The 25,285-nt window shown below is 45.5% G+C and carries 23 protein-coding genes; 15 read left to right on the forward strand and 8 right to left on the reverse strand.

The window, feature by feature from the left end; all coding sequences use genetic code 11:
- The first annotated feature begins 77 nt into the window (after nucleotides 1-77).
- From ubiE to tatC, 6 genes are all read left to right on the forward strand, one after another.
- Nucleotides 78-857, forward strand: coding sequence for a bifunctional demethylmenaquinone methyltransferase/2-methoxy-6-polyprenyl-1,4-benzoquinol methylase UbiE (gene ubiE, locus ACWYU8_RS16930; RefSeq protein ID WP_457520904.1), 780 nt, complete (start codon nucleotides 78-80; stop codon nucleotides 855-857).
- 11 nt (nucleotides 858-868) lie between these two features.
- The gene (locus ACWYU8_RS16935) at nucleotides 869-1,504 is read left to right on the forward strand and encodes a ubiquinone biosynthesis accessory factor UbiJ (RefSeq protein ID WP_457520905.1); all 636 of its coding nucleotides are present in this window, start codon (nucleotides 869-871) and stop codon (nucleotides 1,502-1,504) included.
- A complete protein-coding gene (gene ubiB, locus ACWYU8_RS16940; RefSeq protein ID WP_457520906.1) occupies nucleotides 1,501-3,135 on the forward strand; it encodes a ubiquinone biosynthesis regulatory protein kinase UbiB in 1,635 nt (544 codons plus the stop codon). The genes ACWYU8_RS16935 and ubiB overlap by 4 nt, the downstream gene beginning before the upstream one ends.
- 49 nt (nucleotides 3,136-3,184) lie before the next feature.
- Nucleotides 3,185-3,442: a Sec-independent protein translocase subunit TatA gene (gene tatA, locus ACWYU8_RS16945; RefSeq protein WP_457520907.1), complete on the forward strand. Its 258-nt coding sequence runs from the start codon at nucleotides 3,185-3,187 to the stop codon at nucleotides 3,440-3,442.
- 3 nt (nucleotides 3,443-3,445) lie between these two features.
- Nucleotides 3,446-3,844, forward strand: a complete 399-nt coding sequence (gene tatB, locus ACWYU8_RS16950; protein WP_457520908.1) for a Sec-independent protein translocase protein TatB — start codon at nucleotides 3,446-3,448, stop codon at nucleotides 3,842-3,844.
- A 68-nt stretch (nucleotides 3,845-3,912) separates the two neighbouring features.
- Nucleotides 3,913-4,659, forward strand: coding sequence for a twin-arginine translocase subunit TatC (gene tatC, locus ACWYU8_RS16955; protein ID WP_457520909.1), 747 nt, complete (start codon nucleotides 3,913-3,915; stop codon nucleotides 4,657-4,659).
- 368 nt (nucleotides 4,660-5,027) lie between these two features.
- Here tatC and ACWYU8_RS16960 read toward each other — a convergent pair whose 3' ends face one another.
- Together ACWYU8_RS16960 and ACWYU8_RS16965 are read right to left on the reverse strand one after the other, a co-directional pair.
- Nucleotides 5,028-6,230, reverse strand: coding sequence for a cation:proton antiporter (locus ACWYU8_RS16960; protein WP_457520910.1), 1,203 nt, complete (start codon nucleotides 6,228-6,230; stop codon nucleotides 5,028-5,030).
- A gap of 95 nt (nucleotides 6,231-6,325) precedes the next feature.
- Nucleotides 6,326-7,099: a TatD family hydrolase gene (locus ACWYU8_RS16965; protein ID WP_457520911.1), complete on the reverse strand. Its 774-nt coding sequence runs from the start codon at nucleotides 7,097-7,099 to the stop codon at nucleotides 6,326-6,328.
- 184 nt (nucleotides 7,100-7,283) lie between these two features.
- On the opposite strand from ACWYU8_RS16965, the gene hemB reads away from it, so the two are divergent.
- The 4 genes from hemB to ACWYU8_RS16985 all read left to right on the forward strand — a co-directional run bounded on the left by hemB (nucleotide 7,284) and on the right by ACWYU8_RS16985 (nucleotide 12,560).
- The gene (gene hemB / locus ACWYU8_RS16970; RefSeq protein WP_457520912.1) at nucleotides 7,284-8,345 is read left to right on the forward strand and encodes a porphobilinogen synthase; all 1,062 of its coding nucleotides are present in this window, start codon (nucleotides 7,284-7,286) and stop codon (nucleotides 8,343-8,345) included.
- Between the two features lie 140 nt (nucleotides 8,346-8,485).
- Nucleotides 8,486-8,920, forward strand: coding sequence for a GNAT family N-acetyltransferase (locus ACWYU8_RS16975; protein ID WP_444495601.1), 435 nt, complete (start codon nucleotides 8,486-8,488; stop codon nucleotides 8,918-8,920).
- A 612-nt stretch (nucleotides 8,921-9,532) separates the two neighbouring features.
- Complete coding sequence (polA, locus tag ACWYU8_RS16980; RefSeq protein WP_457520913.1) at nucleotides 9,533-12,319, forward strand: DNA polymerase I; 2,787 nt, start codon at nucleotides 9,533-9,535, stop codon at nucleotides 12,317-12,319.
- Nucleotides 12,320-12,512: 193 nt separating this feature from the next.
- Nucleotides 12,513-12,560 carry a hypothetical protein gene (locus ACWYU8_RS16985; protein WP_438356636.1) on the forward strand — a complete coding sequence of 16 codons (48 nt, stop codon included), beginning with the start codon at nucleotides 12,513-12,515 and terminating at the stop codon, nucleotides 12,558-12,560.
- A gap of 540 nt (nucleotides 12,561-13,100) precedes the next feature.
- Here ACWYU8_RS16985 and yihA read toward each other — a convergent pair.
- A complete protein-coding gene (gene yihA, locus ACWYU8_RS16990) occupies nucleotides 13,101-13,760 on the reverse strand; it encodes a ribosome biogenesis GTP-binding protein YihA/YsxC (RefSeq protein ID WP_457520914.1) in 660 nt (219 codons plus the stop codon).
- Between the two features lie 159 nt (nucleotides 13,761-13,919).
- Here yihA and ACWYU8_RS16995 point away from each other — a divergent pair, with 159 nt between their 5' ends.
- The 5 genes from ACWYU8_RS16995 to hemN all read left to right on the forward strand — a co-directional run bounded on the left by ACWYU8_RS16995 (nucleotide 13,920) and on the right by hemN (nucleotide 18,657).
- On the forward strand, nucleotides 13,920-14,537 hold the full coding sequence (locus ACWYU8_RS16995) for a c-type cytochrome (protein WP_457520915.1): 618 nt from the start codon (nucleotides 13,920-13,922) through the stop codon (nucleotides 14,535-14,537).
- Nucleotides 14,538-15,337: 800 nt separating this feature from the next.
- Nucleotides 15,338-15,976 carry a class I SAM-dependent methyltransferase gene (locus tag ACWYU8_RS17000; RefSeq protein ID WP_457520916.1) on the forward strand — a complete coding sequence of 213 codons (639 nt, stop codon included), beginning with the start codon at nucleotides 15,338-15,340 and terminating at the stop codon, nucleotides 15,974-15,976.
- Nucleotides 15,976-16,518, forward strand: a complete 543-nt coding sequence (gene yihI / locus ACWYU8_RS17005) for a Der GTPase-activating protein YihI (protein WP_457520917.1) — start codon at nucleotides 15,976-15,978, stop codon at nucleotides 16,516-16,518. The genes ACWYU8_RS17000 and yihI overlap by 1 nt, the downstream gene beginning before the upstream one ends.
- Before the next feature lie 7 nt (nucleotides 16,519-16,525).
- Nucleotides 16,526-17,014, forward strand: a complete 489-nt coding sequence (locus tag ACWYU8_RS17010; RefSeq protein WP_457520918.1) for a DUF2489 domain-containing protein — start codon at nucleotides 16,526-16,528, stop codon at nucleotides 17,012-17,014.
- 251 nt (nucleotides 17,015-17,265) lie between these two features.
- The gene (gene hemN, locus ACWYU8_RS17015) at nucleotides 17,266-18,657 is read left to right on the forward strand and encodes an oxygen-independent coproporphyrinogen III oxidase (protein WP_457520919.1); all 1,392 of its coding nucleotides are present in this window, start codon (nucleotides 17,266-17,268) and stop codon (nucleotides 18,655-18,657) included.
- 67 nt (nucleotides 18,658-18,724) lie between these two features.
- On the opposite strand, the gene add is transcribed toward hemN, so the two are convergent.
- The 5 genes from add to glnA form a co-directional block, all read right to left on the reverse strand.
- Nucleotides 18,725-19,729, reverse strand: coding sequence for an adenosine deaminase (gene add, locus ACWYU8_RS17020; RefSeq protein ID WP_457520920.1), 1,005 nt, complete (start codon nucleotides 19,727-19,729; stop codon nucleotides 18,725-18,727).
- Between the two features lie 367 nt (nucleotides 19,730-20,096).
- Complete coding sequence (gene glnG / locus ACWYU8_RS17025; protein ID WP_457520921.1) at nucleotides 20,097-21,500, reverse strand: nitrogen regulation protein NR(I); 1,404 nt, start codon at nucleotides 21,498-21,500, stop codon at nucleotides 20,097-20,099.
- Between the two features lie 58 nt (nucleotides 21,501-21,558).
- Complete coding sequence (gene glnL / locus ACWYU8_RS17030) at nucleotides 21,559-22,605, reverse strand: nitrogen regulation protein NR(II) (RefSeq protein WP_457520922.1); 1,047 nt, start codon at nucleotides 22,603-22,605, stop codon at nucleotides 21,559-21,561.
- Nucleotides 22,606-22,735: 130 nt separating this feature from the next.
- Complete coding sequence (locus ACWYU8_RS17035) at nucleotides 22,736-23,317, reverse strand: DUF4124 domain-containing protein (RefSeq protein WP_457520923.1); 582 nt, start codon at nucleotides 23,315-23,317, stop codon at nucleotides 22,736-22,738.
- A 190-nt stretch (nucleotides 23,318-23,507) separates the two neighbouring features.
- Entirely contained in the window at nucleotides 23,508-24,917 is a 1,410-nt protein-coding gene (glnA, locus tag ACWYU8_RS17040) for a glutamate--ammonia ligase (RefSeq protein ID WP_457520924.1), read from the reverse strand.
- Nucleotides 24,918-25,285 lie beyond the last annotated feature (368 nt).

A 25,285-nucleotide genomic window follows, 5' to 3' on the forward strand; every position in this document is an offset into this window, starting at 1 on the left:
TCGCCCGCAGTACAGTGGGCGACTATATTTGTCAGCATCCGCCCAGCAGTGAAAAGTGCTGCCCAAGAGGAATTAGAATGACGGACACAAGCTTGCAATCCAATACAGCATTAGAAAACGAAACCACTCACTTTGGTTTCACCACCGTGGCAAAAGAAGAAAAAGTGGCCAAAGTGGCCGAAGTTTTCCACTCAGTGGCAGCGAAGTACGACATCATGAATGACCTGATGTCTGGTGGTATTCACCGCCTTTGGAAGCGTTTCACCATTGATTGCAGTGGCGCTCGTCCGGGTCAGCGTATTCTGGACCTTGGTGGTGGTACAGGTGATTTGACCGCGAAATTCTCGCGCATTGTGGGTGACCAAGGCCACGTTGTTCTGGCGGATATCAATAACTCAATGCTGAATGTTGGTCGCGATAAACTGCGCGATAACGGCATTGTGGGCAATGTGCATTACGTTCAGGCCAATGCCGAAGAACTGCCATTCCCGGATGACTATTTTGATGTTATCACCATCAGTTTCTGTCTGCGCAACGTGACCGATAAAGACAAGGCGTTGCGTTCGATGTTCCGCGTTTTGAAACCGGGTGGCCGTCTATTGGTGCTGGAGTTCTCCAAACCGGTTCTCGATCCATTATCAAAAATTTATGACGCGTACTCATTCCATCTGTTACCTAAAATGGGTGAACTGGTCGCGAACGACGCGGAAAGTTACCGCTACCTTGCCGAATCTATCCGAATGCACCCAGACCAGGACACGCTGGAAGGCATGATGAAAGAGGCGGGTTTCGAAAATACCAAATACTACAACCTGACGGGTGGTATTGTGGCGCTGCATCGCGGCTACAAATTCTAAGGGTTAACGGCATGCCATTCGAACCTCTTATTACCGCCGTGATTGAAACGTCGCTGAATACGCTGATTAAAGATGATCCTGCGCTGGGTCGTCGTTTAGCTCGTCTGAAAGGTCAGGTGATTCAAGTTCACCTTAAAGAACTCAACAAAACGCTGACGTTTATTTTCAGTCAGCAGATTGATGTGCTGGGTAACTATGAAGGGCACCCTGATTGTTACTTGTCCCTGAACCTGAGCGTGTTACCGGAACTGCGCGATCAAGCCAACATCACTCGTCTTATCAAGCAAGATAAACTTGAGCTTGAAGGGGATATCCAACTGGCGCAGAAATTCTCTCAGTTGATGGTGGATTGCAAACCCGATATTGAAGAGTGGATGTCGCGAGTTACAGGCGACGTGGTGGCGCATTCGGTTGTCCAGGGTTCAAAAAACGTTGGTAACTTCTTCATTTCTCAAGCAGAGAAACATCAACGCCATTTAGCCCAAGTCCTGACAGAAGAATGGAAGCTGGCACCAGCCCCGCTCGAAGTGGTTCACTTTTGCGATCAAGTGGATGACGTGCGCAGTCAGGCATCGCGTGTGGAAGCTCGACTGAATGCGCTGCTTGCGAAATTTGACTCGGATAAGTCTGTGCTGGAGAAAACATGACCCCGGCAGAAATAAAGCGCTTATACCACATCGTTAAAGTACAACTGGAATATGGCCTTGATGAGTTATTACCAGACCATCAGCTGACCAAAGCGCCACTTTTGATGCGCAAAAGTCTGTTCTGGATTAAAAACAAACACGCCGACAAGCCATTGGGTGATCGCCTTCGTTTGGCGTTGCAGGAACTCGGTCCGGTCTGGATTAAGTTTGGCCAGATGATGTCAACCCGCCGAGATTTGTTTCCTCCACATATTGCCGATCCACTCGCGTTACTTCAGGATCAGGTTGCCCCGTTTGATGGTGCGTTGGCGAAACAGCAGATCGAGCAAGCGTTAGGTGGGCCGTTAGAAAACTGGTTTACTGAGTTTGATATTAAACCACTTGCTTCAGCGTCTATTGCTCAGGTGCATACTGCACGCTTAAAAGACACTAACCAAGAAGTGGTATTAAAGGTTATCCGCCCGGATATTCGCCCGGTTATTGATTCTGATCTAAAACTGATGCACCGAATGGCGCGTATTGTGGCGGGGGCAATGCCTGAAGCACGTCGTTTGAAACCAGTCGAAGTGGTGCGTGAGTACGAGAAAACACTTCTTGATGAACTGGACTTACGTCGAGAGGCTGCGAACGCGATTCAGCTGCGTCGAAATTTCGAAGGTAGTGAAGAATTGTACGTTCCTGAAGTTTTTCCTGACTTCAGTAATAAAACTGTCATGGTTTCTGAGCGAATATATGGCATTCAAGTTTCTGATATAGAAGGCTTGAAAGCAAACGGCACCAATATGAAGTTGCTTGCTGAACGCGGCGTGAGTGTATTCTTCACTCAAGTGTTCAGGGATAGTTTCTTTCATGCCGATATGCATCCTGGTAATGTGTTCGTCAAACCAGAACACCCGGACAACCCAATGTGGATTGGGTTAGATTGTGGGATCGTTGGTACACTTAATAGTGAAGACAAGCGTTATCTGGCGGAAAACTTCCTTGCGTTCTTCAATCGTGATTATCGTCGAGTGGCGGAATTGCACGTGGACTCAGGTTGGGTGCCGGCAGATACGAATGTTGACGAATTTGAGTTTGCGATTCGCATTGTCTGTGAACCGATTTTCGCTAAGCCACTGTGTGAAATCTCCTTTGGTCACGTGTTATTGAATCTGTTTAATACGGCACGTCGATTCAACATGGAGGTTCAGCCTCAACTGGTATTGCTGCAAAAAACCTTGCTGTACGTTGAAGGGCTTGGCAGACAACTTTATCCGCAGCTCGATTTGTGGGAAACCGCTAAACCATTCCTTGAGGAATGGATGATGAACCAGGTTGGCCCGCAAGCTTTAGTGAATGCCATTAAAGATCGCGCACCATTTTGGGCGGAGAAGTTACCGGAATTGCCAGAGCTGCTTTATGATAGCCTCAGACAAGGTAAAGCGATGAACCAACGTATGGATCAGCTTTATCACGGCTATCGCCAAAGTAAGCGACAGCAGGCGACAGGTAAGTTTTTGTTTGGTGTTGGCGCCACTTTAGTCGTATGCTCGGCAATATTGGTGGATAACGCTTATGAACAGCTATCGTTCGCCTGTGGGATTGCAGGTGTCACATTCTGGCTGTTTAGTTGGCGAGCTTATCGTCGATAGACGGTAAACTCTTGAAATACATTTTGTTTAATGACCCGAGGTAAAGAGAATGGGTGGTATCAGTGTTTGGCAACTTCTAATCATTGCTGTAATTGTTGTATTGCTATTCGGAACCAAGAAACTACGTGGAATCGGTGGTGATCTAGGCGGTGCCGTAAAGGGCTTCAAAAAAGCAATGAGCGATGAAGACGATACTGCGAAAAACGCAAAAGACGTTAAAGACGCAGACTTCGAGCCAAAAAGTTTAGAGACGCAGCAACAAAAAGAAGCTGCACCTGAAACTAAAAAAGACAAAGAGCAGGCATAAAACGTGTTTGATATCGGTTTCTGGGAACTGGTATTAATATCTGTTGTTGGTCTGGTCGTTCTTGGACCGGAACGTTTACCTCATGCTATTCGCAGTGTGTCTCGTTTTATCGGTGCGGCGAAAAGTATGGCAAATAGCGTCAAAGACGAATTGTCACACGAGCTGAAAGTCCAAGAGCTGCAAGAGAATTTGCGCAAAGCTGAGCAAATGGGGATGAAAGATTTATCCCCTGAGCTTAAGTCTTCTGTTGAAGAACTGAAGAAAGCGGCGCAATCTGTAAACCGCCCTTACGCGGAAAAAACTGAATCCGACGTTAAACCTGTGCAAGCAGAGCAAACCGTTGAGTCGGTAGAAAAAGCGGAAGATATCAAGGTTACAGCGGCAGATAAGAAAGCCGAATAGTCTCATTAGGAGGAGCTGCTAGGATAAGTAGCTCCTTTTTGATCTGGTTTTTTACAAAGAGGTTTGCCATGTCTACCGTCGAGCAGACACAACCTTTAATTAGTCACTTGTTGGAGCTTCGCGACCGACTACTGCGTTCAATATTGGCGGTGTTGGTGGTGTTTGTCGGGCTAGTTTATTTCTCTAACCATATTTACGAGTTTATCGCTGCACCTTTGGTTGAGCGCCTGCCTGAAGGGGCAACCATGATTGCAACGGATGTTGCGTCACCATTTTTTACCCCATTGAAGCTGACGTTGATCGCTTCGGTATTCGTATCTGTGCCATTCATCCTATATCAGGTGTGGGCATTTGTTGCGCCCGGTTTGTACAAACATGAACGCCGTTTGATCATGCCGCTGCTGTTTTCCAGCTCTTTGCTGTTCTACTGTGGTGTGGCGTTCGCGTATTTCGTGGTGTTCCCACTGGTGTTTGGTTTCTTCACCGCAATTTCTCTGGGTGGTGTTGAGTTTGCGACTGATATTTCCAGTTATCTGGATTTTGTTTTAGCGCTGTTTATGGCCTTTGGTATTGCTTTTGAAGTGCCGGTTGCCATCATTCTGTTGTGCTGGACGGGAGCAACAACACCAGAAGACTTAAAGCAAAAGCGTCCATACATCATCGTGGCCGCGTTTGTTGTTGGTATGGTATTGACGCCACCAGATATGATTTCTCAAACCTTGCTGGCCATTCCGATGTGTTTGCTGTTTGAAGTGGGTTTGCTGTTTGCGCGTTTCTATACTCGCAAAGATGAGGAAGATGACACACAAGAGTAGTCTTTGTCTCGTAATCCATTGTGAATAAAAAAGCGGCCAATTAAAGAGCCGCTTTTTTATTTAAACTGGGTTGGCATTTTATATTGACTACCTAACTTTTAGTACATAACCACATTTTGAACAGGCATAGACTTCTTTTATTCCGATGAGCTTTTGAAAGAAGGTGCGATGAAGACGTTGAAGATAAATACCATGCTGACACATAACTATTCCTATTATTTTTTTGATTGTTAACAGGCATATTATGTGAAGTTGATTCCAAAATTAAGGGTTTAATGAGTTTGAAACTATGGTACGTGATGGTGATAGATAAATAAGGCTTGCTTGTTTTATGAAGCACTCAATAAGTGTCTGTTTTTTAATCTAAATCAATCGGTTCCAATCCGCTCAGATAGCGCCCGAGCCGTTATGCCATGTAATACAAGGCTCAGAATCACGGTACATGCCACAATCAAGGCAATAAAACGTCCTCCAGGTAACTCCGCATCTAAAACGATAATAGTAAAAACAATGCTGGCTAAGCCTCGTGGGCCAAACCATCCCATAAACCAGCGATGGCGGGCTGGCACTGTCGTCCCGAAGTAAGAGAAATAGATCGGCAACATGCGCACCACCGTCAAGCTGATAAGGGCATATACAATCATACTGACGGAGAATAGCCCTAATACCTGCCCAACAACGGCTGCGCCAAAAAGTATCCAGGTTAACATTGCCAGCAACTCAGCTATACTTTCCGTCGTCAGCACCAGCTTATGAGTATGGCGGGAAGCGAGGTGACCAAAAAACAATCCACCCGTGAACGCGGCGATGTATCCGCTACCGTGCAGAGTCTGCGCTAAACCGAAGCTGGTCAGTGCAATTGCGCCCACGGTTAGCTGAACCCACACTTCACTGAGCCACTTTTTTTTTGCGCTACAGAATAAAAGCTTAGCGCCAATATAAGCCAACGACAATCCAACCAGCATGCCAATACCAAGCTCTTCAGCAAATACCATCAACGCATGGCCAGTAGTGATGTCAGCATGTGTGGTACTGGTTTCCACCGCAATCAGAAGCAGTAATATCGGGACGCAAAGACCATCATTAAGTCCGCTTTCTACATTGAGCCCTTCTCTCACTGGCGCAGGGACGTTGGGATTGGAGATGACCGCCTTGCCCAATGCTGCGTCCGTCGCTGCGAGCATAGTGGCCAATATGGCCGCTTCAATGATGGATAACACATCAAAAAGAACAACGGCAACTAATGTACCCAGCACAATGGCACCCGGCAGACCAAACAGCAACATTCTGACCGGATAGACTGCTTTTTGTTTTAACACGGTAATATTGGAATGCGCGGCATCAGAGAAGAGAATCAGGGCGAGGGTGAGATCGGCAAGGAGTCTCAAATCATTGGCTTCAGTTGATAATCCGATCACCCCAAGACCATGTCCGCCGAGCAGTAGCCCAAGTAGTACATAAACAATCGGGCCAGATATGCCTGAATTTTCAATGCGTTTGGCCACTAAGGTATATAAGAACACAATACCTGCGAGAATGCCGATAAGCGAATAAATACGCTCCAAATCCATAAGTACTTCCTTGTACGTAAGGCAGATTTCTGAACAAACTGATGATCAGTGTAGCAACTGGTAGCGTAAACCTTGTGACTGAATTAACAAGTAACTTATTGACCACAATGTAGATTAAAAAGAGCCTCGGCATTTTGTGTGGTCTGCGCATCAACCTCTTCAAGCGATAGGTCGCGTAGCTCTGCGATACGTTTAGCAACCAGAGAGGTATAAGATGGCTCGTTACGCTTTCCGCGATGTGGGACCGGCGCTAAGTATGGACAATCGGTTTCCAGAATAACCCATTGCATATCAAGATGAGGAATGACTTTATCCATGCCACCGTTTTTAAAGGTAGATACACCACCCAGGCCCAGATGGAATCCCAATTCGTTAATGGCTTTCGCTTCTTCCAAGCTGCCACCAAAACAATGGAATACGCCACGAAGGCGACCATCTTGCTCCTGACGCAGCAGGGTTAATGTTTCTTCAATGGAGTCTCGGGTGTGGATCACAACCGGTAAATCCAATTCTTTAGCCCAGTTGAGTTGAGTAATAAACGCCATCTCTTGTTCGGCGCGGTAGGTTTTATCCCAATACAGATCAATGCCAATTTCACCCACAGCAATAAATTTATGTTTTTCAAACCAGCCTCGGATGATCTCTAGCGTTTGTCCTACATTATCATCGACGTAGCAAGGGTGAAGCCCCATCATCGAGTGACAAACGTCAGGGTAAGCCGCCTCGGTTTGCAACATCGGCTCGATGGAATCCAGATCGATATTCGGCAACAAAATTTTGTTAATACCTTGTTCTAAGGCGCGTTTTACGACTTCGTCGCGGTCATTATCAAATTCGCTGGCGTATATGTGCGCGTGGGTATCGATCATGGTCAGTCTCTGTGCTTCGTTGTTAAGGTGCTGGAGGAAGTATACTTGAGTGTGAGTGCTGGGTCATTTTCAGATTTTTTCCTCGCCTTTTTCCAGATTGTCGCTCGCAAGGTCCATCAAGAGTGATATGATTTTGTTCACCAGATGATTTGATCATCATAACCATCCAGACAAGGAGAAAATGGTGTCTGTATCAATTCAAGGTCCATTCCCTGCACGCCGTATGCGTCGTTTACGCAAGCATGACTTTAGCCGTCGTTTAGTGGCTGAGAACCAACTTTCTGTTAATGATCTGATTTATCCAATGTTCATTCTGATGGGTAAAGACCGTCGTGAAAGTGTAGAGTCCATGCCGGGTGTAGAGCGTTTGTCTATTGATTTAATGCTAGAAGAAGCGCAATACCTGGCCAACCTTGGTGTTCCTGCAATCGCACTTTTCCCTGTCGTAACCCAAGATGCGAAAAGCTTGTGTGCGACCGAAGCCTACAACCCAGAAGGCTTAGTGCAGCGTGCCGTACGTTCACTTAAAGAGCATATCCCTCAAATCGGTGTGATTACCGACGTGGCTCTGGACCCATTTACGACCCATGGCCAAGACGGCATCATCGATGAAGACGGCTATGTAATGAATGATGAAACCACCGAAGTTTTGGTTAAGCAGGCATTGTCTCACGCTGAAGCGGGTGCCGACGTAATTGCACCATCAGATATGATGGATGGCCGTATCGGTAAGATCCGTGAAGCGCTTGAAGAAGCTGGCTACATTCACACTCAAATCATGGCTTATTCAGCAAAATACGCATCAAACTATTACGGACCGTTCCGTGATGCGGTCGGATCTTCTTCTAATCTGAAAGGTGGCAACAAGAAAAACTACCAAATGGATCCGGCAAATACCGATGAAGCCGTTCACGAAGCTGCTCTGGATATCAATGAAGGTGCGGATATGGTGATGGTTAAACCAGGTATGCCATACTTAGATGTAGTTCGCCGAGTGAAAACTGAGCTTCAAGTGCCGACGTTCGCTTATCAAGTGTCTGGAGAGTATGCGATGCATAAAGCGGCCATTCTTAATGGTTGGTTAAAAGAGCGCGAAACGGTGGTGGAATCACTGCTTTGTTTCAAACGTGCGGGTGCGGACGGCATCCTGACTTACTTTGCTAAAGACGTGGCTGAGTGGTTAGCGGAAGAAAACGCACAGGCAGCTCAGCACCTGAATATGACTCAGAAAGCGACACAAGAGTAATTATCGCTCAATGAGAAAAACCAGACCAACAATAGTTGTTCGTCTGTATCTACCCAAGTAACCTCTGGCGGATTTTACAAGGCTTATTTATATAGCAGCAGTCCAAGGTGCTTGGGTATTTTATTTCTGGAGAGAGAACAATGACAATGCTGATTCGTGAAGGCACGTTGGAAGAGGCACTTCAGGTGGTAACTCACGTGAAAGAGTTTGCCAATGGAGAAACAATGGAGTCTATGACACAGCGGCTTGGCGACAAAAATAGTTTGATTCTAGTAGCGGAAAAGAACGGTACTATCGTAGGTTTTAAGATTGGCTACGAACTCGATGAAGATACTTTCTATAGTTGGTTTGGTGGTGTAGCACCGCAAGCTCGAAAAGAGGGTGTGGCACAGATGCTGTTAGAAGCTCAGGAAGAGTGGGTTGCAGAACAAGGCTATAAAACGCTTAAAGTGAAGTCTCGTAACCAATTCCCTGCCATGCTCAGACTTTTGTTGAGAAATGGATACCTAATTGAAAAATTTGAAGAAAAAGTAAATCTTCGCGAGTCTCGAGTACACTTCATTAAAGCAATGTGAAAATAAATGAGATTTTTTCTCATTTAAAGCTTGACTGTTAAATGAGAATCATTATTATTAATCATGTCTTAGGGAATGAGGAAAGTTCACAAGGATGTTGCATGACTTATTAGCAGAAGTTTATTAACAGAAGTTGAGAAGGTGATGAAACAAATTCCGGGAACTTACACGAACTCTTTTTGACACGACATTGCTCACATTGCTTCCAGTGTAATTTATAGCTTCTTGGTTAAGCGGCTTAATTAAAACGCTTCACCACTTCTGCTAGGCGACCCAATTGGGTCGCTTTTTTCTTTTCTACGATTTCATTTGACGTCACTTTCTATAACTTTTCCACATTGAATGATCATTTAAAGATCATTGATCTTTTGTTGCTTGTATAGAAAATTAATTTAAAAACATATAGTTATATTGGATATTTTTTGCGTTTACGTGGCTTGGATAACCGGTGGATAAATTGTATAAACAGAGTTATCCACAGGGGGTAGTGTATTTTAGTGTATCCACTCGAAATATTTACGCGATCTGGATCGAGCAAACAAGATAGATTCAGATCAGTAGTCATGGCATTCTAAGCAGATCTATTAAGTACTGATTTGGATACAGACAATTATGGCAAGTATTCCTGAAAATCCGCTGATTTTAATCGACGGTTCTTCCTACCTATATCGCGCTTTCCACGCCTACCCGGGCACGATGAGTAATGGTGAAATTCCAACCAATGCCGTTTACGGTGTCGTGAATATGTTACGTAGCATGATGCGTCAGTTTGCATCTGATCGTATCGCGGTGGTTTTCGATGCGAAGGGTAAAACCTTCCGTGATGAGATGTATGCAGAATACAAAGCACATCGTCCGCCAATGCCGGATGATCTGCGTTGCCAAATCGAGCCATTACATAATGTGATTCGCGCGATGGGCTTGCCATTGATTTGCGTTCCTGGCGTAGAAGCTGATGATGTCATCGGTACTTTAGCGTATCAAGCGTCGCAAAAAGGCATGCCTGTATTAATCAGTACTGGCGATAAAGATATGGCGCAACTGGTGGATGACAACATCACTCTTATTAACACAATGACTAACGTTGTGATGGATCGTGAAGGTGTGATCGAAAAGTTCGGTATTCCACCTGAGTTGATCATCGATTACCTGGCGTTGATGGGTGATAAAGTTGATAACATCCCAGGCGTACCGGGTGTTGGTGACAAAACGGCAACCGCATTGCTACAAGGCATTGGCGGTCTGACTAATCTTTATGAAAGCTTAGATGATATCGCAGCGCTGGGTTTCCGTGGTTCTAAAACCATGGCGAAGAAGCTTATCGACAACAAAGATAACGCGATGTTGTCGTATGAACTGGCTACTATCAAGTTGGATGTTGAGCTGGAAGAAACACCTGAATCACTCCTAAAAGCAGAACCAAACAAAGATGAGCTGATTAAGCTATATGGCCAACTGACCTTTAAATCGTGGCTGAATGAACTGCTAGAAGGCGGTTCTGGTGCTGTCGAAGCGGTAGAGGTGACAGGTTCAGCACAATCTGCATCGGCTCACTCTGAGATGGAGACGTCTGCGGTGACGATAGATCGCAGTCAGTACGAAACCATTTTAGATGAGGCCTCTTTCAAAGCTTGGCTGGAAAAACTAAAAGCAGCTGAGCTGTTTGCTTTCGATACCGAAACAGACAGTCTCGACTGCATGGTGGCGAATCTGGTTGGTTTGTCGTTTGCGACAGAAGAGGGTGTAGCCGCTTACGTTCCGGTTGCTCACGATTACCTAGATGCGCCAGAGCAGCTAAATCGTGACTGGGTATTAGGACAGCTAAAACCTATTCTCGAAGATGAATCGCAAGCCAAAGTGGGTCAGAACCTGAAGTATGACGCTTCTGTTTTAGCGCGCTACGACATTGAAATGAAAGGCATCAAGCACGACACCATGCTGGCGTCTTATGTATACAACAGTGTTGGTGGCAAGCATGACATGGACAGCCTGGCTTTGCGCTTCCTTCAGCACAGCTGTATCTCCTTCGAACAAATCGCGGGTAAAGGTAAGAACCAGCTGACCTTTAACCAAATCGATCTAGAGCAGGCTTCGCCTTACGCTGCAGAAGATGCGGATGTGACGCTTCGCCTGCACAACCGTCTGTTCGCCAATATTGAGCAAGACGAAAAGCTCAGGTCGGTGTATGAAGAGATCGAAATGCCGCTGGTTCCAGTGCTTTCTCGTATTGAGCGTACCGGCGTTTTGATTGATGACATGAAGCTGAGTGCGCAGTCGGTAGAAATCGCTGCGCGTCTTGAAGAGCTAGAGAAAAAAACCTACGAAATCGCTGAGCAAGAGTTCAATATGAACTCACCAAAGCAGCTGCAATCGATCTTGTTTGAAAAAATGGGCTTACCCGTTGTTAAGAAGACACCATCTGGTACGCCTTCGACCAATGAAGAAGTGTTGCAAGAGTTGGCACTAGATTACCCGTTGCCAAAACTGATTTTGGAGTATCGTGGTCTGGCTAAGCTAAAGTCGACTTATACCGATAAGTTGCCAAAGATGATCAATCCATCGACGGGCAGAGTACATACTTCTTACCATCAGGCAGTAACGGCAACGGGCCGTTTGTCATCAACTGATCCAAACCTGCAGAACATTCCAATTCGTAATGAAGAAGGGCGCCGTATTCGTCAGGCATTTGTTGCCCCTGCCGGATACAAGATATTAGCTGTCGACTATTCGCAAATCGAACTGCGTATCATGGCTCACTTGTCTGGTGACCAGGCGCTGCTTGATGCGTTCCGCGATGGTAAAGATATTCACGCAGCTACTGCAGCAGAAATTATGGGTGTTGGGATCGATCAGGTGTCTGGCGAACAGCGCCGTCGCGCCAAAGCGGTTAACTTCGGTCTTATTTATGGCATGAGTGCGTTTGGCTTAGCGAAACAGCTGGGCATTCCACGTGGCGAAGCACAAACTTACATGGATAAGTACTTCGAACGTTACCCTGGTGTGATGCAGTACATGGAAGACACTCGCAGTGCAGCTGCAGATAAAGGCTATGTTGAAACTATCTTTGGGCGTCGTTTGCATCTGCCAGAAATCAAATCACGTAATGGGATGCGCCGTAAAGCGGCAGAGCGTGCTGCGATCAATGCGCCAATGCAAGGTACGGCAGCGGACATCATCAAGAAAGCGATGCTGCTTGTTGACCAATGGATTCAGGAAGAAGGCGCAGGTCGAGTTAAGCTTCTGATGCAAGTACACGATGAACTGGTATTTGAAGTCGAAGAGTCATCATTGTCCGAAATTGAAAGTAAAGTACAAAAACTGATGGAATCAGCAGCAGAGCTGAAAGTACCTCTTGTTGCAGAAGCAGGTCACGGTGACAACTGGGATCAGGCACACTAGTCATTTTTAAATCGATTTAGCTAATTTAGTATGAGCCAGCGCACAAACGCTGGCTTTTTTTTACGATTAAAAAAGACAGGCTGATCTTGGGTTTGTTGTCATTTAATAAAACTTTCATGAAAAAAAACTACAAAAATTCTTTGCAATTCTGACCAATTGTTGTACATTAATACTCGTAGGGTACAGAGGTAAGATGTTCTATCTTTCAGACCTTTTGTTTCACGTTATTGGATTAGGCTGATTCAGCCGCCCCAGTCAGTTTTTGACTGGGGCGTTTTTTATTGGGCGAAAGAAAATTTCCTTTTCTATCAGTGCATTAAGTGTGTCCACCCTCAGTTCTCCTCCATGTCTTGCTCTAACTTATTGCTTAGCCTCAATTTTTCCATTTATCTTTCCGCTGAACCACTGTGTAAATTTATGCCAGTCACACTATGATTTTTTCTTAAAAGAAACTAAGTGGGCCATGAAATTACGCGTTTTTGTTTTAATTTATTGAATTTAATAAACTTTATTTCTTGATTTGATGGTGAGCGAGGAATTGAGATGTGAAGGCAGCACTTCTCGAGCTATTGAAATCATTCGGATGTTCGGTAATGCTTCCCGGCATAATAATAATTACCACGTTTTCTCTCCCGTTATCCCTGCCAGGAAGGTGGGGATTTTTATTTCCTGTTATTTCCTGTTATTTCCTGTTATTTCCTTTCTTATTCGTTAGACAAACAAAAAGCCCCACCAACAGGTTGGCAGGGCTATGTCGAAAACATTTAACAAAAATTGTTAATTATTCTGCATTATTCTCTGGTGTTTCTGCTTCGTCTTCTTCAGTCAGGTGCGCGAATGCTGGGGCGAACCAGGTATCCAGTTTGGCGCGTAGCTGATCAACACCCAAACCTTTCAGAGAAGAGAATACATCAACGTCGACATCACCACCGAAAGATTCAACTTGCTTGCGTACTTGCAGCAGAGTCTGCTTACGGGCGCCGCTTTTCAGTTTATCGGCTTTGGTAAGAAGCACTTGGACTGGAATACGGCTGTCGATGGCCCAGAAAATCATTTGCTGGTCGAGATCTTTCATCGGGTGACGAATATCCATCAGAACCACCAGGCCTTTTAGACACTCGCGTTTCTGCAGGTATTCACCTAAAGATTTCTGCCACTTGTTTTTCATCTCTACTGGGACTTGAGCAAAACCGTATCCCGGTAGATCGACGATGTGACAACCTTCTTCTACTTTGAAAAGGTTGATTAACTGGGTACGACCAGGTGTCTTTGATGTCTTGGCTAAACTTTTTTGATTAGTCAGACGGTTAAGTGCACTCGATTTGCCCGCGTTTGAGCGTCCTGCAAACGCAATTTCGACACCCTCGTCTTCCGGCAAGTGACGAATATCGGGTGCGCTGGTGATGAAATGCGTGTTTTGGTAATGAATTTTTACGCTCACTGTTAACTCCATCTCGACTTTGTGTAGTCGATTGATTACTTTTATGTGAAATTGTGTAAAATAACCGTGCTCGGCATAAGGTCGCCTATTGTACCATGAGTGTACACGGTATGTTCACATTCCGTGGTACTGGAAGCTTGATAATTATAATGGAATGTCATGAAGAAATTAGCGCTAATTTTGAGTGTTTTAGCCAGCTGCTCAGTATGGGCCCAAGGTAATATTGAGGCTGGTAAAGCAAAATCACAAACCTGTGTCGCCTGTCATGGTGCAGATGGCAACAGTGCAATCGCAATGTACCCTAAACTAGCTGGTCAACATGCTAAGTATCTTGAGAAGCAGTTAAAAGAGCTTAAGTTAGGTATGACAAGTGGTGGTAAACAAGGTCGTTACGACCCTGTCATGAGTGGTATGGCAATGCCGCTAAGCGATGAAGATATCGCCGATCTATCAGCATACTTTTCCTCACTACCAATTTCGGACAACTCGACGCCTGAAGACGTAGTTGAAAAAGGTAAAGTGCTTTACACCGCAGGTGATGCTGAGCGTGGTCTAACTGCATGTATTGCGTGTCACGGTGCTCGCGGTAACGGTACTGAGCTTTCAGGTTTCCCTAAAATTTCTGGTCAGCACGCTGACTACATCAAAGCTCAGCTAACTAAATTCCGTGATGGTAGTCGTGGTAACGATATGAACGCCATGATGCGTGATATCGCGAAGAAGATGACAGACGAAGATATCGAAGTTCTGTCGAAATACGTTGGCGGTCTGCACTAATTTACACCCCTACATAGTTCGAGCAAATTTTTACAAAAATGCCCCGGCGATTACGTCGGGGCATTTTTGTTGGTGACGCAAATCACATCTGGTTGAAGCGAGAATATAGATAACTAGCTCGGCAGTTTGTAAGATATTTGCCATTCGTGATGTTGCTTTTTTCTTGGTTGTGAGTTTAACGTTATGATTTTTTTGTTTTTTATCTTGATGATGAAAATCGTACCACATTTTTTCTGCCGCCAACTTGTGAGGTGATGTGATTGGCGTAAAGTAGCAATTGTTCACAAGGGGGTGAACAAAGGGATAAGTAGACCAAGGGTTCGGTCTCAGGGATTCAAGCAAGGGATGCTTGGTTTGTGCAAACGGATTTGGGTAGGCAAGGAGCCTGCCAGATAGGGATGGTCGTCTCGTCTGATGGTTAAGACAGCGAAAGGGATCAGGCACAGGAAGTTGCCCAGTAACAGGAAGTGAATGGATAGCCAGAATTCATCAGGAAGATGAAAAACAACACTTTTTGGCAGGGAAAGCTCGAAAAACAAAAGGATTGTTGGTGCACTCAATGCGTGCAACACAGTTTCGCCACTGTAGGTGGCATTAGAAAGCGGCAGTTTAACTGTCGCTTTTTTTATCTCTGTCTTGTGGTGAATTTTACGTCTGAATTCGTTATGTGACGGTATGGCGAACGCTATTCGTATCTCAAACAGAGTTTTTTAACAAAAACTGCTGAAAAAACACCCAACACCACTCCAATCTAAGCTCAGTTTCTGGTATGTTTCGCATCCCTGTTTTAGGAAGTCAGCATGCATACCTGTCCTTTATGTCACAATCAGCACATTTATCACTATTTTGAAGATAAGCGACGTGAATATCTTCAATGTGAGCAGTGCCGTTTGGTGTTTGTTAATCCGGACCAACGTTTGGATGCAGATACCGAAAAAGCTCACTATGATTTGCATGAGAACAATCCAGAAGATATGGGATACCGACGTTTTCTGTCGCGGATTGCTGATCCCATTACAGAGCGAATTTCACCACAATCGAACGGAATCGACTTTGGTTGTGGTCCGGGCCCGACACTTTCTCTGATGCTAGAAGAAGCGGGCCACAACATGGCGTTGTATGATCTTTACTATCACCCTGATACATCGGTGTTAGAAAAGCAGTATGACTTCATGACAGCAACAGAGGTGATTGAACACCTCTACCACCCAGATATGGTGTGGAAGCAATGGTTGAATTTAGTTAAGCCAGGGGGCTGGATAGGCCTGATGACAAAGATGGTCATCGACGTAGAGGCATTTCGATCATGGCACTATAAGAATGATCCGACGCATGTGGTGTTCTTTAGCCGTGAGACGTTCCAGTTCCTAGCTGAGCGGGATAAGCTCGAACTTGAATTTATTGGAAATGATGTAATTTTACTGAGGAAGACCCAGTAATGAGCCGTACAAAAAAATCTAGAAAGCCAGGTGCAGCAGGCGCACCTGAACCTTATGTTACTCGTAACCGTACTGAATCGGATGTGGAAGGCCGTCTACGTAAACGTGCGAAAAAGCGCAAAGGTTTGAAGACAGGTAACCGTAACTCAGACGCGAATGAGCAGAAGAAACAAGCTGCTGCACAAAACCGTGATCCGCGTTTGGGCAGTAAGAAGAAAATTCCACTGATTGTTGAGCCAGCGAAGAAGATGACTAAGCAAGATCGTCGTCTGTCTGCGGAGCAAGAGCTGGAGATGTTGGAAAATGACGCGCAACTAAACGTGTTGTTAGATCGTATCGAAGCGGGTGAAAATCTGGGGACTGGTCTACAGAAATACGTAGATGAGAAGCTGGATCGTATCGAGAAGTTGATGAATCAACTTGGTCTGCTAGAACCTGAAGAAGAAGAGGACTTCACAGCCCCTGTTGCGAAAGGTTCTCGTAATGATGACGATCTGCTTGCGGACTTCGACGACATCAACTTCGACGACTACAAAGGGTAATTAAGCTATGAACGTAACCTTATTAGCAACTGTAGGGGCGGTGATCATTATCGCTCTGGCTTCTTATGCAGGTTACCTTCTGCTTCAATTAAAAAAGCAAAAGGAATTGCAGCTGAAGCATCAAAAACTGGCGATTGAAAAACGTAATGCCAATATTTTTGAGAACGTGCATACCTTGTGTCAGGCAGGCATTCAAGGCCAGTGTGATTTGTCGGAAATCAGTATTCGTGTTTACTGCATCATGGACTATGTTCAGGGTGATGATCGTGTCGATTTCGATAACACATACCCTGCAATTTCTGAGCTTTACCATATTGTGAAAGATATGTCGCGTGGCGAAGATCGCCAGCAACTTGCTAAGAAAGAGCGTATGCAACAAAACTTAACGCGTCAAAAAGCAGAAAGCCGCTTAACAGAGACGATTGTTGAAGAACTCAAATTGTTGCAAAAAAACGTCCAGCCACTGAATAATCAAATCAATATTCGGATGATCTAATCGCTCCAAGTCACCTGAACTCGTTCTGGTGGCAGGTTCTGAGTCCCACATCTTGATGCTTGACTAAGTATTACCCCCGGTGATGTCCTTAAGACAGCCGGGGGTATCGTGATCACGCTAGCAGTTCTTTGGTTTTATAATTAAAAAGCCAAAACGTATTACCGCGGTTGCCTTTGTCGTGTGGCAAAATAATGACTCTGAATATTGGGTGACGGTTTTCGTTGCCCTAGCATTTAACGGAAAGTACCACCATGTCGAATCAACACACTGAATCGAAACAGCAAATCGTTTGGGATCAAGCAGTATTGGATAAGTACAACTATTCCGGTCCTCGCTATACATCGTACCCGACGGCTTTAGAGTTTCATGAAGCTTTTACCATCTCTGATTATGATATGGCTTGCGCTCAGTACCCTGATCGTCCGTTGTCGTTGTACATACACATTCCGTTCTGCCATAAACTTTGCTACTACTGTGGTTGTAATAAGGTCATTACCCGTCATTCACATAAAGCCGACGAGTACCTCGATGTGCTTGAGCACGAAATCCGTCAGCGTGCTTCATTGTTGGTTGGCCGCACAGTAACGCAATTACATTTTGGTGGTGGTACGCCAACGTTCTTATCTGAAAAACAGATCTCGCGCGTGATGAACCTGTTGCGTCAGGAGTTTTTCTTCAGTGATGATGCTGAGATCAGCATCGAAGTCGATCCGCGCGAAATTGAACTCACCATGCTGGATCACCTGCGCAGCGAAGGCTTTAACCGTCTGAGTATCGGTGTTCAGGATTTCAATAAAGAAGTACAGAAACTGGTAAACCGCGATCAGGACGAAGCGTTCATTGTTGCTATGGTTGCACGTGCGAAAGACTTGGGCTTCCGCTCGACAAACCTGGATTTAATCTACGGCTTGCCGAAGCAGACCAAAGAGTCTTTTGCTAAGACACTGGAACAAGTACTTGAAATGTCGCCGGGACGTCTGTCGGTATTTAACTACGCCCACATGCCGCAGCTGTTTGCTGCTCAGCGTAAGATTAAAGATGAAGACCTGCCACAGGCTGAAGAGAAGATGGCGATTTTACAAGATACCATCTCGACACTAACCGATGCGGGTTACCAGTTTATCGGTATGGATCACTTTGCCCAACCGGATGACGAGCTGGCGGTCGCACAGCGAGAAGGCGTATTGCATCGCAACTTCCAAGGTTATACCACTCAGGGTGAATGTGATTTAGTCGGCTTTGGTGTGTCAGCTATTTCGATGATCGGTGACGCTTATGCACAGAACCAAAAAGAGCTGAAGAAATACTACGCTCAGGTGAATGAACTGCGTCACGCTCTGTGGAAAGGGGTTTCGCTTGATGCCGATGATTTGTTGCGCCGTGAAGTGATTAAGCAGCTGATTTGTAATTTTAAACTGGATAAAAAAGCCATTGAGTCGGAGTTTAAGGTTAAGTTCAACCAGTACTTCAAAGAAGACTTAGGGCTGTTACAAACCTTTATCAATGATGAGTTGGTAGAAGTGAATGAAAATGAAATTCGCGTGACTTTACGTGGCCGTCTTCTGATCCGCAACATCTGTATGTGCTTCGATAAATACTTACGTGCGAAGGCTCGTCAGCAGCAGTTCTCTCGAGTGATCTAAAACTCGATGGATTACGAATGCAAAAAATGCCAGCAAATGCTGGTATTTTTTATGATATAGCGCGGAACTATACGCGATCTTTTACTTTTTCTTTCAGTTCGGTTTTTTCTGCGTCTGACAGGAATGCCAGCTCAAGGCCATTGATTTGCGCCTGACGAATCTGTTCTTGGCTAAGCCCTGCTGCTGGAGCGGCTACTTCATATTCGTAAGGCAGTTCAATACCTTCTACGGCGGGATCATCGGTGTTCAGACACGCAAGTACACCATGGTCCAGAAACTGTTTTAGCGGGTGGTTCGCCAGTGAATCTACCGTGCTGGTCTGGATGTTCGAAGTCAGGCAAGATTCGACACCAATGCGGTGTTCTGCCAGGTAATCCATCAGTTTTGGATCCTCAATCGCTTTCACACCATGACCGATACGGGTTGCGCCTAACTTATTGATCGCCTGCCACATGCTTTCCGCACCTGCAGCTTCACCAGCGTGCACGGTGACATTAAGTCCTGCATCTCGAACCTGCTTAAAGTGAGACACAAAACGATCACCTGGCTGGCCCAGTTCGTCACCTGCAAGGTCAACGGCCACAATGTGGTCTTTCTGGCTAAGAATTCCGTCCAGTTCTTGTTGACATGCATCCGTACCAAACGTGCGGCTCATGATGCCGATTAGGTTGGCTTTTACGCCGAAATCACGCATACCGGCTTGTACGCCATCCACGACCGCTTCAACGACACCAGCAACTGGCAGTTTGTGCTTCATCGCCATGTAGTACGGCGAGAAACGCAATTCGGCGTAATCGATTTGAGCGTTAAGCGCGTCTTCTACGTTTTCGTAAGCAACACGGCGGCATGCGTCTAAATCGCCAAGTACTGCAACGCCCCAGTCAAGCTTGGAAAGGAAAGCAACAAGAGAGGGTTCCGCTTCGACAATTTGAACGTATGGAGTTAAAGACTCGATATCGTACGCTGGCAGAGCAATACCAAATTTTTGGCCAAGCTCAAGAATGGTCTTAGTACGAATGTTACCGTCAAGATGACGGTGCAAATCGGTGAGAGGAAGGTTCTTAGTTATCATTATGTCGATCCGGATCGTTATGTACTGGAACACGCCCCAAACATTATCTGTGACAATAAGTGGGTGAAGATTGTAGCTAAGTATAATTAACAGGTTAGTTGATTGTCAGTAGAGTATGACCAGGAAATCAGCGATGTTCGCTCTTTTCTGCTCCATGCTAACTAAATATGTTGATTGTTTTCCAGTGGCATCGGACGGTAGCAATAATCGATTTGAATCTGATGGCATCGCCCCCACCGCTTTATCGCTCTGCTTTGGCCGTAGACATTGCGGAAATATATAAAGGGTGGTTGTGGACATTATTGTACTGATACGTTTGTGTATATTAGAGGGCAGCAGAGCCCTCTAATGAAGGTTAACAGAGTGTTTAGTATAATTCTTTTAACTTTCTGGTGAGGGTATTGCGCCCCCAACCTAATACTTTCGCAGCATCTTGCTTGTGGCCTTTGGTGTGTTCCAACGCGGCTTCCAACAAAATGCGCTCAAACTCTGGTAACGCATAAGAAAGTAGCTCTTTATCTCCTGCCGCCAGTGATTGACGAGCCCAATCTGCTAATTGCTCTTGCCAACTACCTTGTGTCGAGTCCGCAATGGTTTTCTTCTCTTGTAGTAATTCAGAAGGTAAGTCAGCAGGCAAGACTTCACTGCCGCTGGCCATGACGGTCAACCAACGACAAATGTTTTCTAGCTGACGTACGTTACCCGGCCAGTCTAATCGATTGAGGATTTCAACCGTAGAAGGATGGAGTGTTTTAGTCTCTACCCCGAGTTCATCTGCAGCGCGCAATAGAAAATGCTGAGTCAGTTTTTCGATATCCTGTTTACGCTCACGGAGAGCAGGAATCTGCACACGAATAACGTTTAAGCGGTGGAACAAGTCTTCACGAAAATCGCCTTCGTGAACCAGTTTTTCCAGATTCTGGTGAGTCGCAGCGACAATACGTACATCAACACTGATCGGCGAGTGACCGCCTACACGGTAGAATTGACCATCTGCGAGAACGCGCAATAAGCGAGTCTGGATGTCCAGCGGCATATCACCGATTTCATCCAAAAACAGCGTACCGCCATTTGCCTGCTCGAATCGTCCCTGGCGAACATTATTAGCGCCGGTAAATGCGCCTTTCTCATGACCAAACAGTTCCGATTCAATCAGGTCTTTCGGGATCGCAGCCATATTGAGCGCAATAAATGGTTTGTTAGCTCGTGGACTATGGCGATGCAAGGCATGAGCAACCAGCTCTTTACCCGTACCTGACTCACCATTGATCAATACTGAAATTGAAGAGCGAGACAGACGACCGATCGCACGAAAGACTTCCTGCATCGCTGGTGCTTCACCGATGATTTCTGGCGTTGCAGCAGGGATATCCTCTGGCGCTAAATGTACACGCTTGTTTTCATGGCTGTGCGCTATCGCTCGCTCAACCAGCGTCAGAGTCTCATCAATATCAAATGGTTTAGGCAGGTATTCAAAAGCCCCTTTTTGATACGCATTAACCGCTGCATCGAGATCGGAGTGAGCGGTCATAATGATGACAGGCAGATCCGGATAATCTCGTTGAACTTGTTTTAGCAGCTCCAGACCGTCGATACCAGGCATTCGAATATCAGAAACCAGAACGTCAGGAACCTCACGCTCTAATGCCATCAGTACGCTTTCCGCATCAGCGTAGGTCTCGCATTTTATGTTGGCTGAAGAAAGTGTTTTTTCCATCACCCAGCGAATTGAACTGTCGTCATCAACGACCCAAACATATCCTTTACTCATCTACTAGTCCTTGCAGCAAAACCGGAAAACTGACGCATAGCTAAAAGCTTAAGCATGGTCAGATCGGTAAATAAATTGTGAAATTGGTGTGGCCCGGCCAGCTCTCAACATCGATTTTTCCGTTGTGCTGGTCGATCAGGTTCTGTGAAATAGACAGTCCGAGTCCGGTACCGCCTTCTCGGCCACTGACCATTGGGTAAAACAATGTGTCCTGTAAATCTGGTTGAATGCCTGGTCCGTTATCCGTTATCTCAATTCGCGCGGCCAATTTGCAGCGTTTACCGTGAATATTGGCTTGATGCACCGTTCTGGTGCGAATGGTAATAATGCCGTGCTCTTGATGGGATAGAATTTGTGCCGCGTTGCTCACGATGTTCAACATGGCTTGCTCTATTTGATCGGCATCCATCAATATTTCTGGCAAGCTCGGGTCATAATCACGTTCAATGGTGATCGAGTGTTGTGATTCTAGCTCGACTAACTGACGTACTTTTTCCAGAACCTGATGGAGATTGGCTTGTCTTTTCTTGCCCGGTTTTTGCGGGCCAAGCAAGCGGTCGACCAGTGCTCTTAAACGATCGGCTTGTTCGATAATGATATGGGTGTATTCCGTCAGCGATGGCTCTGGCAACATTTTTTCCAGAAGTTGTGCCGCACCGCGTAATCCACCTAATGGGTTTTTTATCTCATGCGCCAGACCACGTACCAGTAACTTGGCCGCTTGCTGTTGCGCGTGTTGGTTGAGCTCTTGCGTTAGCCTGCGCTGCTGATCAATTTTACGCATTTCTACCAGTAACATGAGTTGTCTTTCCCATGTGATCGGGCTAACCGTCACTTCCAGCATCAAAGGACGACCATCAACAATGAAGGTGACATCGCTATCGGTGATGCTTTGGCCACTTTGCAGAGGCTGGGTGAGCAGTGCTAAATCCATCGATGCATGTTGGATTAATTGCGATAATGTCTGCTCGACAATGCGTTTAGCACTTTGTGAAAACAACAGCTCCGCTGCTGGATTGGCATAACGGATTGCCAATCCATCATCGAGAATCAGCGTTGCTGTGACCATATTGTTGAGAATGGCACTAGGAAGATTGGTATCCACATTACGTCCTTGTCTGCGTTATGATTGTGCGTCGCACAATAATGGTGCAATAGAACATTGAGTATGGCGAATAAACCTCAGAACAAAAAGTGAAAAACGTCATTTAATGGCTATTTTTTCACTTAATATTCTAATTTGCCCCTTTTACGGTCGGCTTGACACTTGCTCTATGTAAATGCACCGTTATAGGGCTAGTTGATGCAATAAGCTTGCCGCTTCTCTTCGCATGAACGGAAAGAGTGTGAGTGCCTCGGTCAATATTGTTCAACTGCCAGGTTGAATGGTTTTGTGGTGCACCATAAGGGTTACCATCGAGCAGAAGTTGTAATTGTTCCCCAATACCGAGTTTACGATTCAGCTCGAGTTGAACATCAATCAATCCGCGGTTACTCCTCAGCGTATCGCCATGTTTTGGACTCAGCAGAGTGAGCTGTAAAGGCAGTGGCTTTTCGCTTTGAGTCTGCGCTACTTCCTCTGTTTCATCGAGATTATTGGCTTGGGATTTCAGAGACTCCGTACTCTCCACTTTAGGTGCGGGGGCTGCAGTTTCCAGATTGGGTAGGTCGATAGTTTTAGCGCCTTGATTCGGTGTATCACTAAAGTGAACCACGCCATTTTTGTCTACCCAAGTATAAGCAACTTGCGCTTCTGCGAGAGGGGCAATCAGCATGCTACTGAGGGCACACAGAGATGTAATAAGCTGAACTTTCATTGCTCACCTTCTTTTGACCAATACATTCACGTTTGGATGGCTTAGCTCTTTGAAATAAAAAGAGTCTTAGCGTTTTTAGTTTTTCCCTCATGTTAAACATCAATACTTGATGGACGAATACAAAAAAGGCCCGCCTGCGAGGCGAGCCTAAAATTTAGTCACTGTGTTTACATTTTACACAGATTGAACCTTATACAGAGTAGTAAAGTTCAAACTCTAGTGGGTGAACTGCTGTGTTAACACGCTCTACATCTTTTGTTTTCAGCTCGATGTAAGAGTCGATGAAGTCATCAGAGAATACGCCACCTGCAGTTAGGAATTCACGGTCAGCGTCTAGACACTCTAGAGCTTGTTTTAGAGATTCTGCAACTTTTGGAATCTCTGCCGCTTCTTCCGCTGGTAGGTCGTAAAGGTCTTTGTCCATAGCTTCGCCTGGGTGGATCTTGTTCTTGATACCGTCAAGACCAGCCATCAGCATTGCTGCAAACGCTAGGTATGGGTTTGCTGCTGGATCTGGGAAGCGAACTTCGATACGACGCGCTTTAGGGCTTGGTACCACTGGGATACGGATAGACGCAGAACGGTTACGCGCTGAGTAAGCTAGCATAACTGGCGCTTCGTAGTGTGGAACCAGACGCTTGTATGAGTTAGTTGATGGGTTAGTCAGTGCGTTCAGTGCACGTGCGTGCTTGATGATACCACCGATGTAGTAGATAGCCATTTCAGAAAGGCCGCCGTACTTGTCACCTGCGAATAGGTTTACGCCATCTTTCGCTAGAGATTGGTGAACGTGCATACCAGAACCGTTGTCGCCTACTAGTGGCTTAGGCATGAAGGTAGCAGTTTTGCCAAATGCGTGTGCAACGTTGTGTACAACGTACTTGTAGATTTGGATTTCATCCGCTTTCGTTGTTAGCGTGTTGAAACGAGTTGCGATTTCGTTCTGACCAGCTGTCGCTACTTCGTGGTGGTGAGCTTCAACTACTAGGCCCATTTCTTCCATGATTAGACACATTGCAGAGCGGATGTCTTGAGAAGAGTCAACAGGAGCTACTGGGAAGTAACCGCCTTTAACGCCTGGGCGGTGACCTTTGTTACCGCCTTCGATTTCAGAACCTGTGTTCCATGCCGCTTCTACGTCGTCAATCTTGAAGAAAGAACCAGACATATCTGTTGAGAATTTCACGTCATCGAATAGGAAGAATTCTGGCTCTGGACCAACAAGAACAGTGTCAGCAACACCGATAGAGCGCATGTAATCTTCTGCACGTTTTGCAATAGAACGTGGGTCGCGGTCGTAACCTTGCATTGTTGCAGGTTCTAGGATGTCACAACGGATATTTAGTGTTGAGTCTTCCGTGAATGGGTCAAGAACTGCTGAAGATGCGTCAGGCATCATCACCATGTCTGATTCGTTGATACCTTTCCAGCCAGCAACTGATGAACCATCGAACATTTTACCTTCTTCGAAGAAGTCTGCGTCGATTTGGTGAGCAGGAATCGAAATGTGCTGCTCTTTACCTTTTGTATCTGTGAAGCGTAGGTCAACAAACTTAACTTCGTTTTCTTGGATCAGCGATAAAACGTTTTCTACTGACATCTTGGATAACCTCCAGTGTTAAATAAGCGGTAAAAGCTCGATTTATGAACTATTCATTAATTTCGGCATTGATTAATCAAACTAACTCTCATTAACCGATGCTAGTTTTACTAAAGCTAAAACCGTGCCAAAAAAAATATCCCATTAATTTCAATGGATTGTGTTTTTGGATGCTAGTTTGGTGCAACTCAATGCACCAAAATGATCCTTAACTGCACCTTGTTAGTGCAAATTATAATTCTTGCACCACGATGTGACAGCTACATTGCTTATTCAGCCCACTTTTTAAGCAATAGTCAATTTGTATTAAACGTCACAGAGAAGAAAATTTTATTTAGCCAGATCGCCTAGCCGTAACAAAGGTGGTT

This window comes from Vibrio limimangrovi (assembly GCF_054064025.1).

Coding starts and splice junctions, on each gene's coding strand:
- ubiE (WP_457520904.1), top strand. CDS start 78: ATGACGGACACAAGCTTGCAATCCAATACAGCATTAGAAAACGAAACC.
- ACWYU8_RS16935 (WP_457520905.1), top strand. CDS start 869: ATGCCATTCGAACCTCTTATTACCGCCGTGATTGAAACGTCGCTGAAT.
- ubiB (WP_457520906.1), top strand. CDS start 1,501: ATGACCCCGGCAGAAATAAAGCGCTTATACCACATCGTTAAAGTACAA.
- tatA (WP_457520907.1), top strand. CDS start 3,185: ATGGGTGGTATCAGTGTTTGGCAACTTCTAATCATTGCTGTAATTGTT.
- tatC (WP_457520909.1), top strand. CDS start 3,913: ATGTCTACCGTCGAGCAGACACAACCTTTAATTAGTCACTTGTTGGAG.
- ACWYU8_RS16960 (WP_457520910.1), bottom strand. CDS start 6,230: ATGGATTTGGAGCGTATTTATTCGCTTATCGGCATTCTCGCAGGTATT.
- ACWYU8_RS16965 (WP_457520911.1), bottom strand. CDS start 7,099: ATGATCGATACCCACGCGCACATATACGCCAGCGAATTTGATAATGAC.
- ACWYU8_RS16975 (WP_444495601.1), top strand. CDS start 8,486: ATGACAATGCTGATTCGTGAAGGCACGTTGGAAGAGGCACTTCAGGTG.
- polA (WP_457520913.1), top strand. CDS start 9,533: ATGGCAAGTATTCCTGAAAATCCGCTGATTTTAATCGACGGTTCTTCC.
- ACWYU8_RS16995 (WP_457520915.1), top strand. CDS start 13,920: ATGAAGAAATTAGCGCTAATTTTGAGTGTTTTAGCCAGCTGCTCAGTA.
- ACWYU8_RS17000 (WP_457520916.1), top strand. CDS start 15,338: ATGCATACCTGTCCTTTATGTCACAATCAGCACATTTATCACTATTTT.
- yihI (WP_457520917.1), top strand. CDS start 15,976: ATGAGCCGTACAAAAAAATCTAGAAAGCCAGGTGCAGCAGGCGCACCT.
- ACWYU8_RS17010 (WP_457520918.1), top strand. CDS start 16,526: ATGAACGTAACCTTATTAGCAACTGTAGGGGCGGTGATCATTATCGCT.
- hemN (WP_457520919.1), top strand. CDS start 17,266: ATGTCGAATCAACACACTGAATCGAAACAGCAAATCGTTTGGGATCAA.
- add (WP_457520920.1), bottom strand. CDS start 19,729: ATGATAACTAAGAACCTTCCTCTCACCGATTTGCACCGTCATCTTGAC.
- glnG (WP_457520921.1), bottom strand. CDS start 21,500: ATGAGTAAAGGATATGTTTGGGTCGTTGATGACGACAGTTCAATTCGC.
- ACWYU8_RS17035 (WP_457520923.1), bottom strand. CDS start 23,317: ATGAAAGTTCAGCTTATTACATCTCTGTGTGCCCTCAGTAGCATGCTG.
- glnA (WP_457520924.1), bottom strand. CDS start 24,917: ATGTCAGTAGAAAACGTTTTATCGCTGATCCAAGAAAACGAAGTTAAG.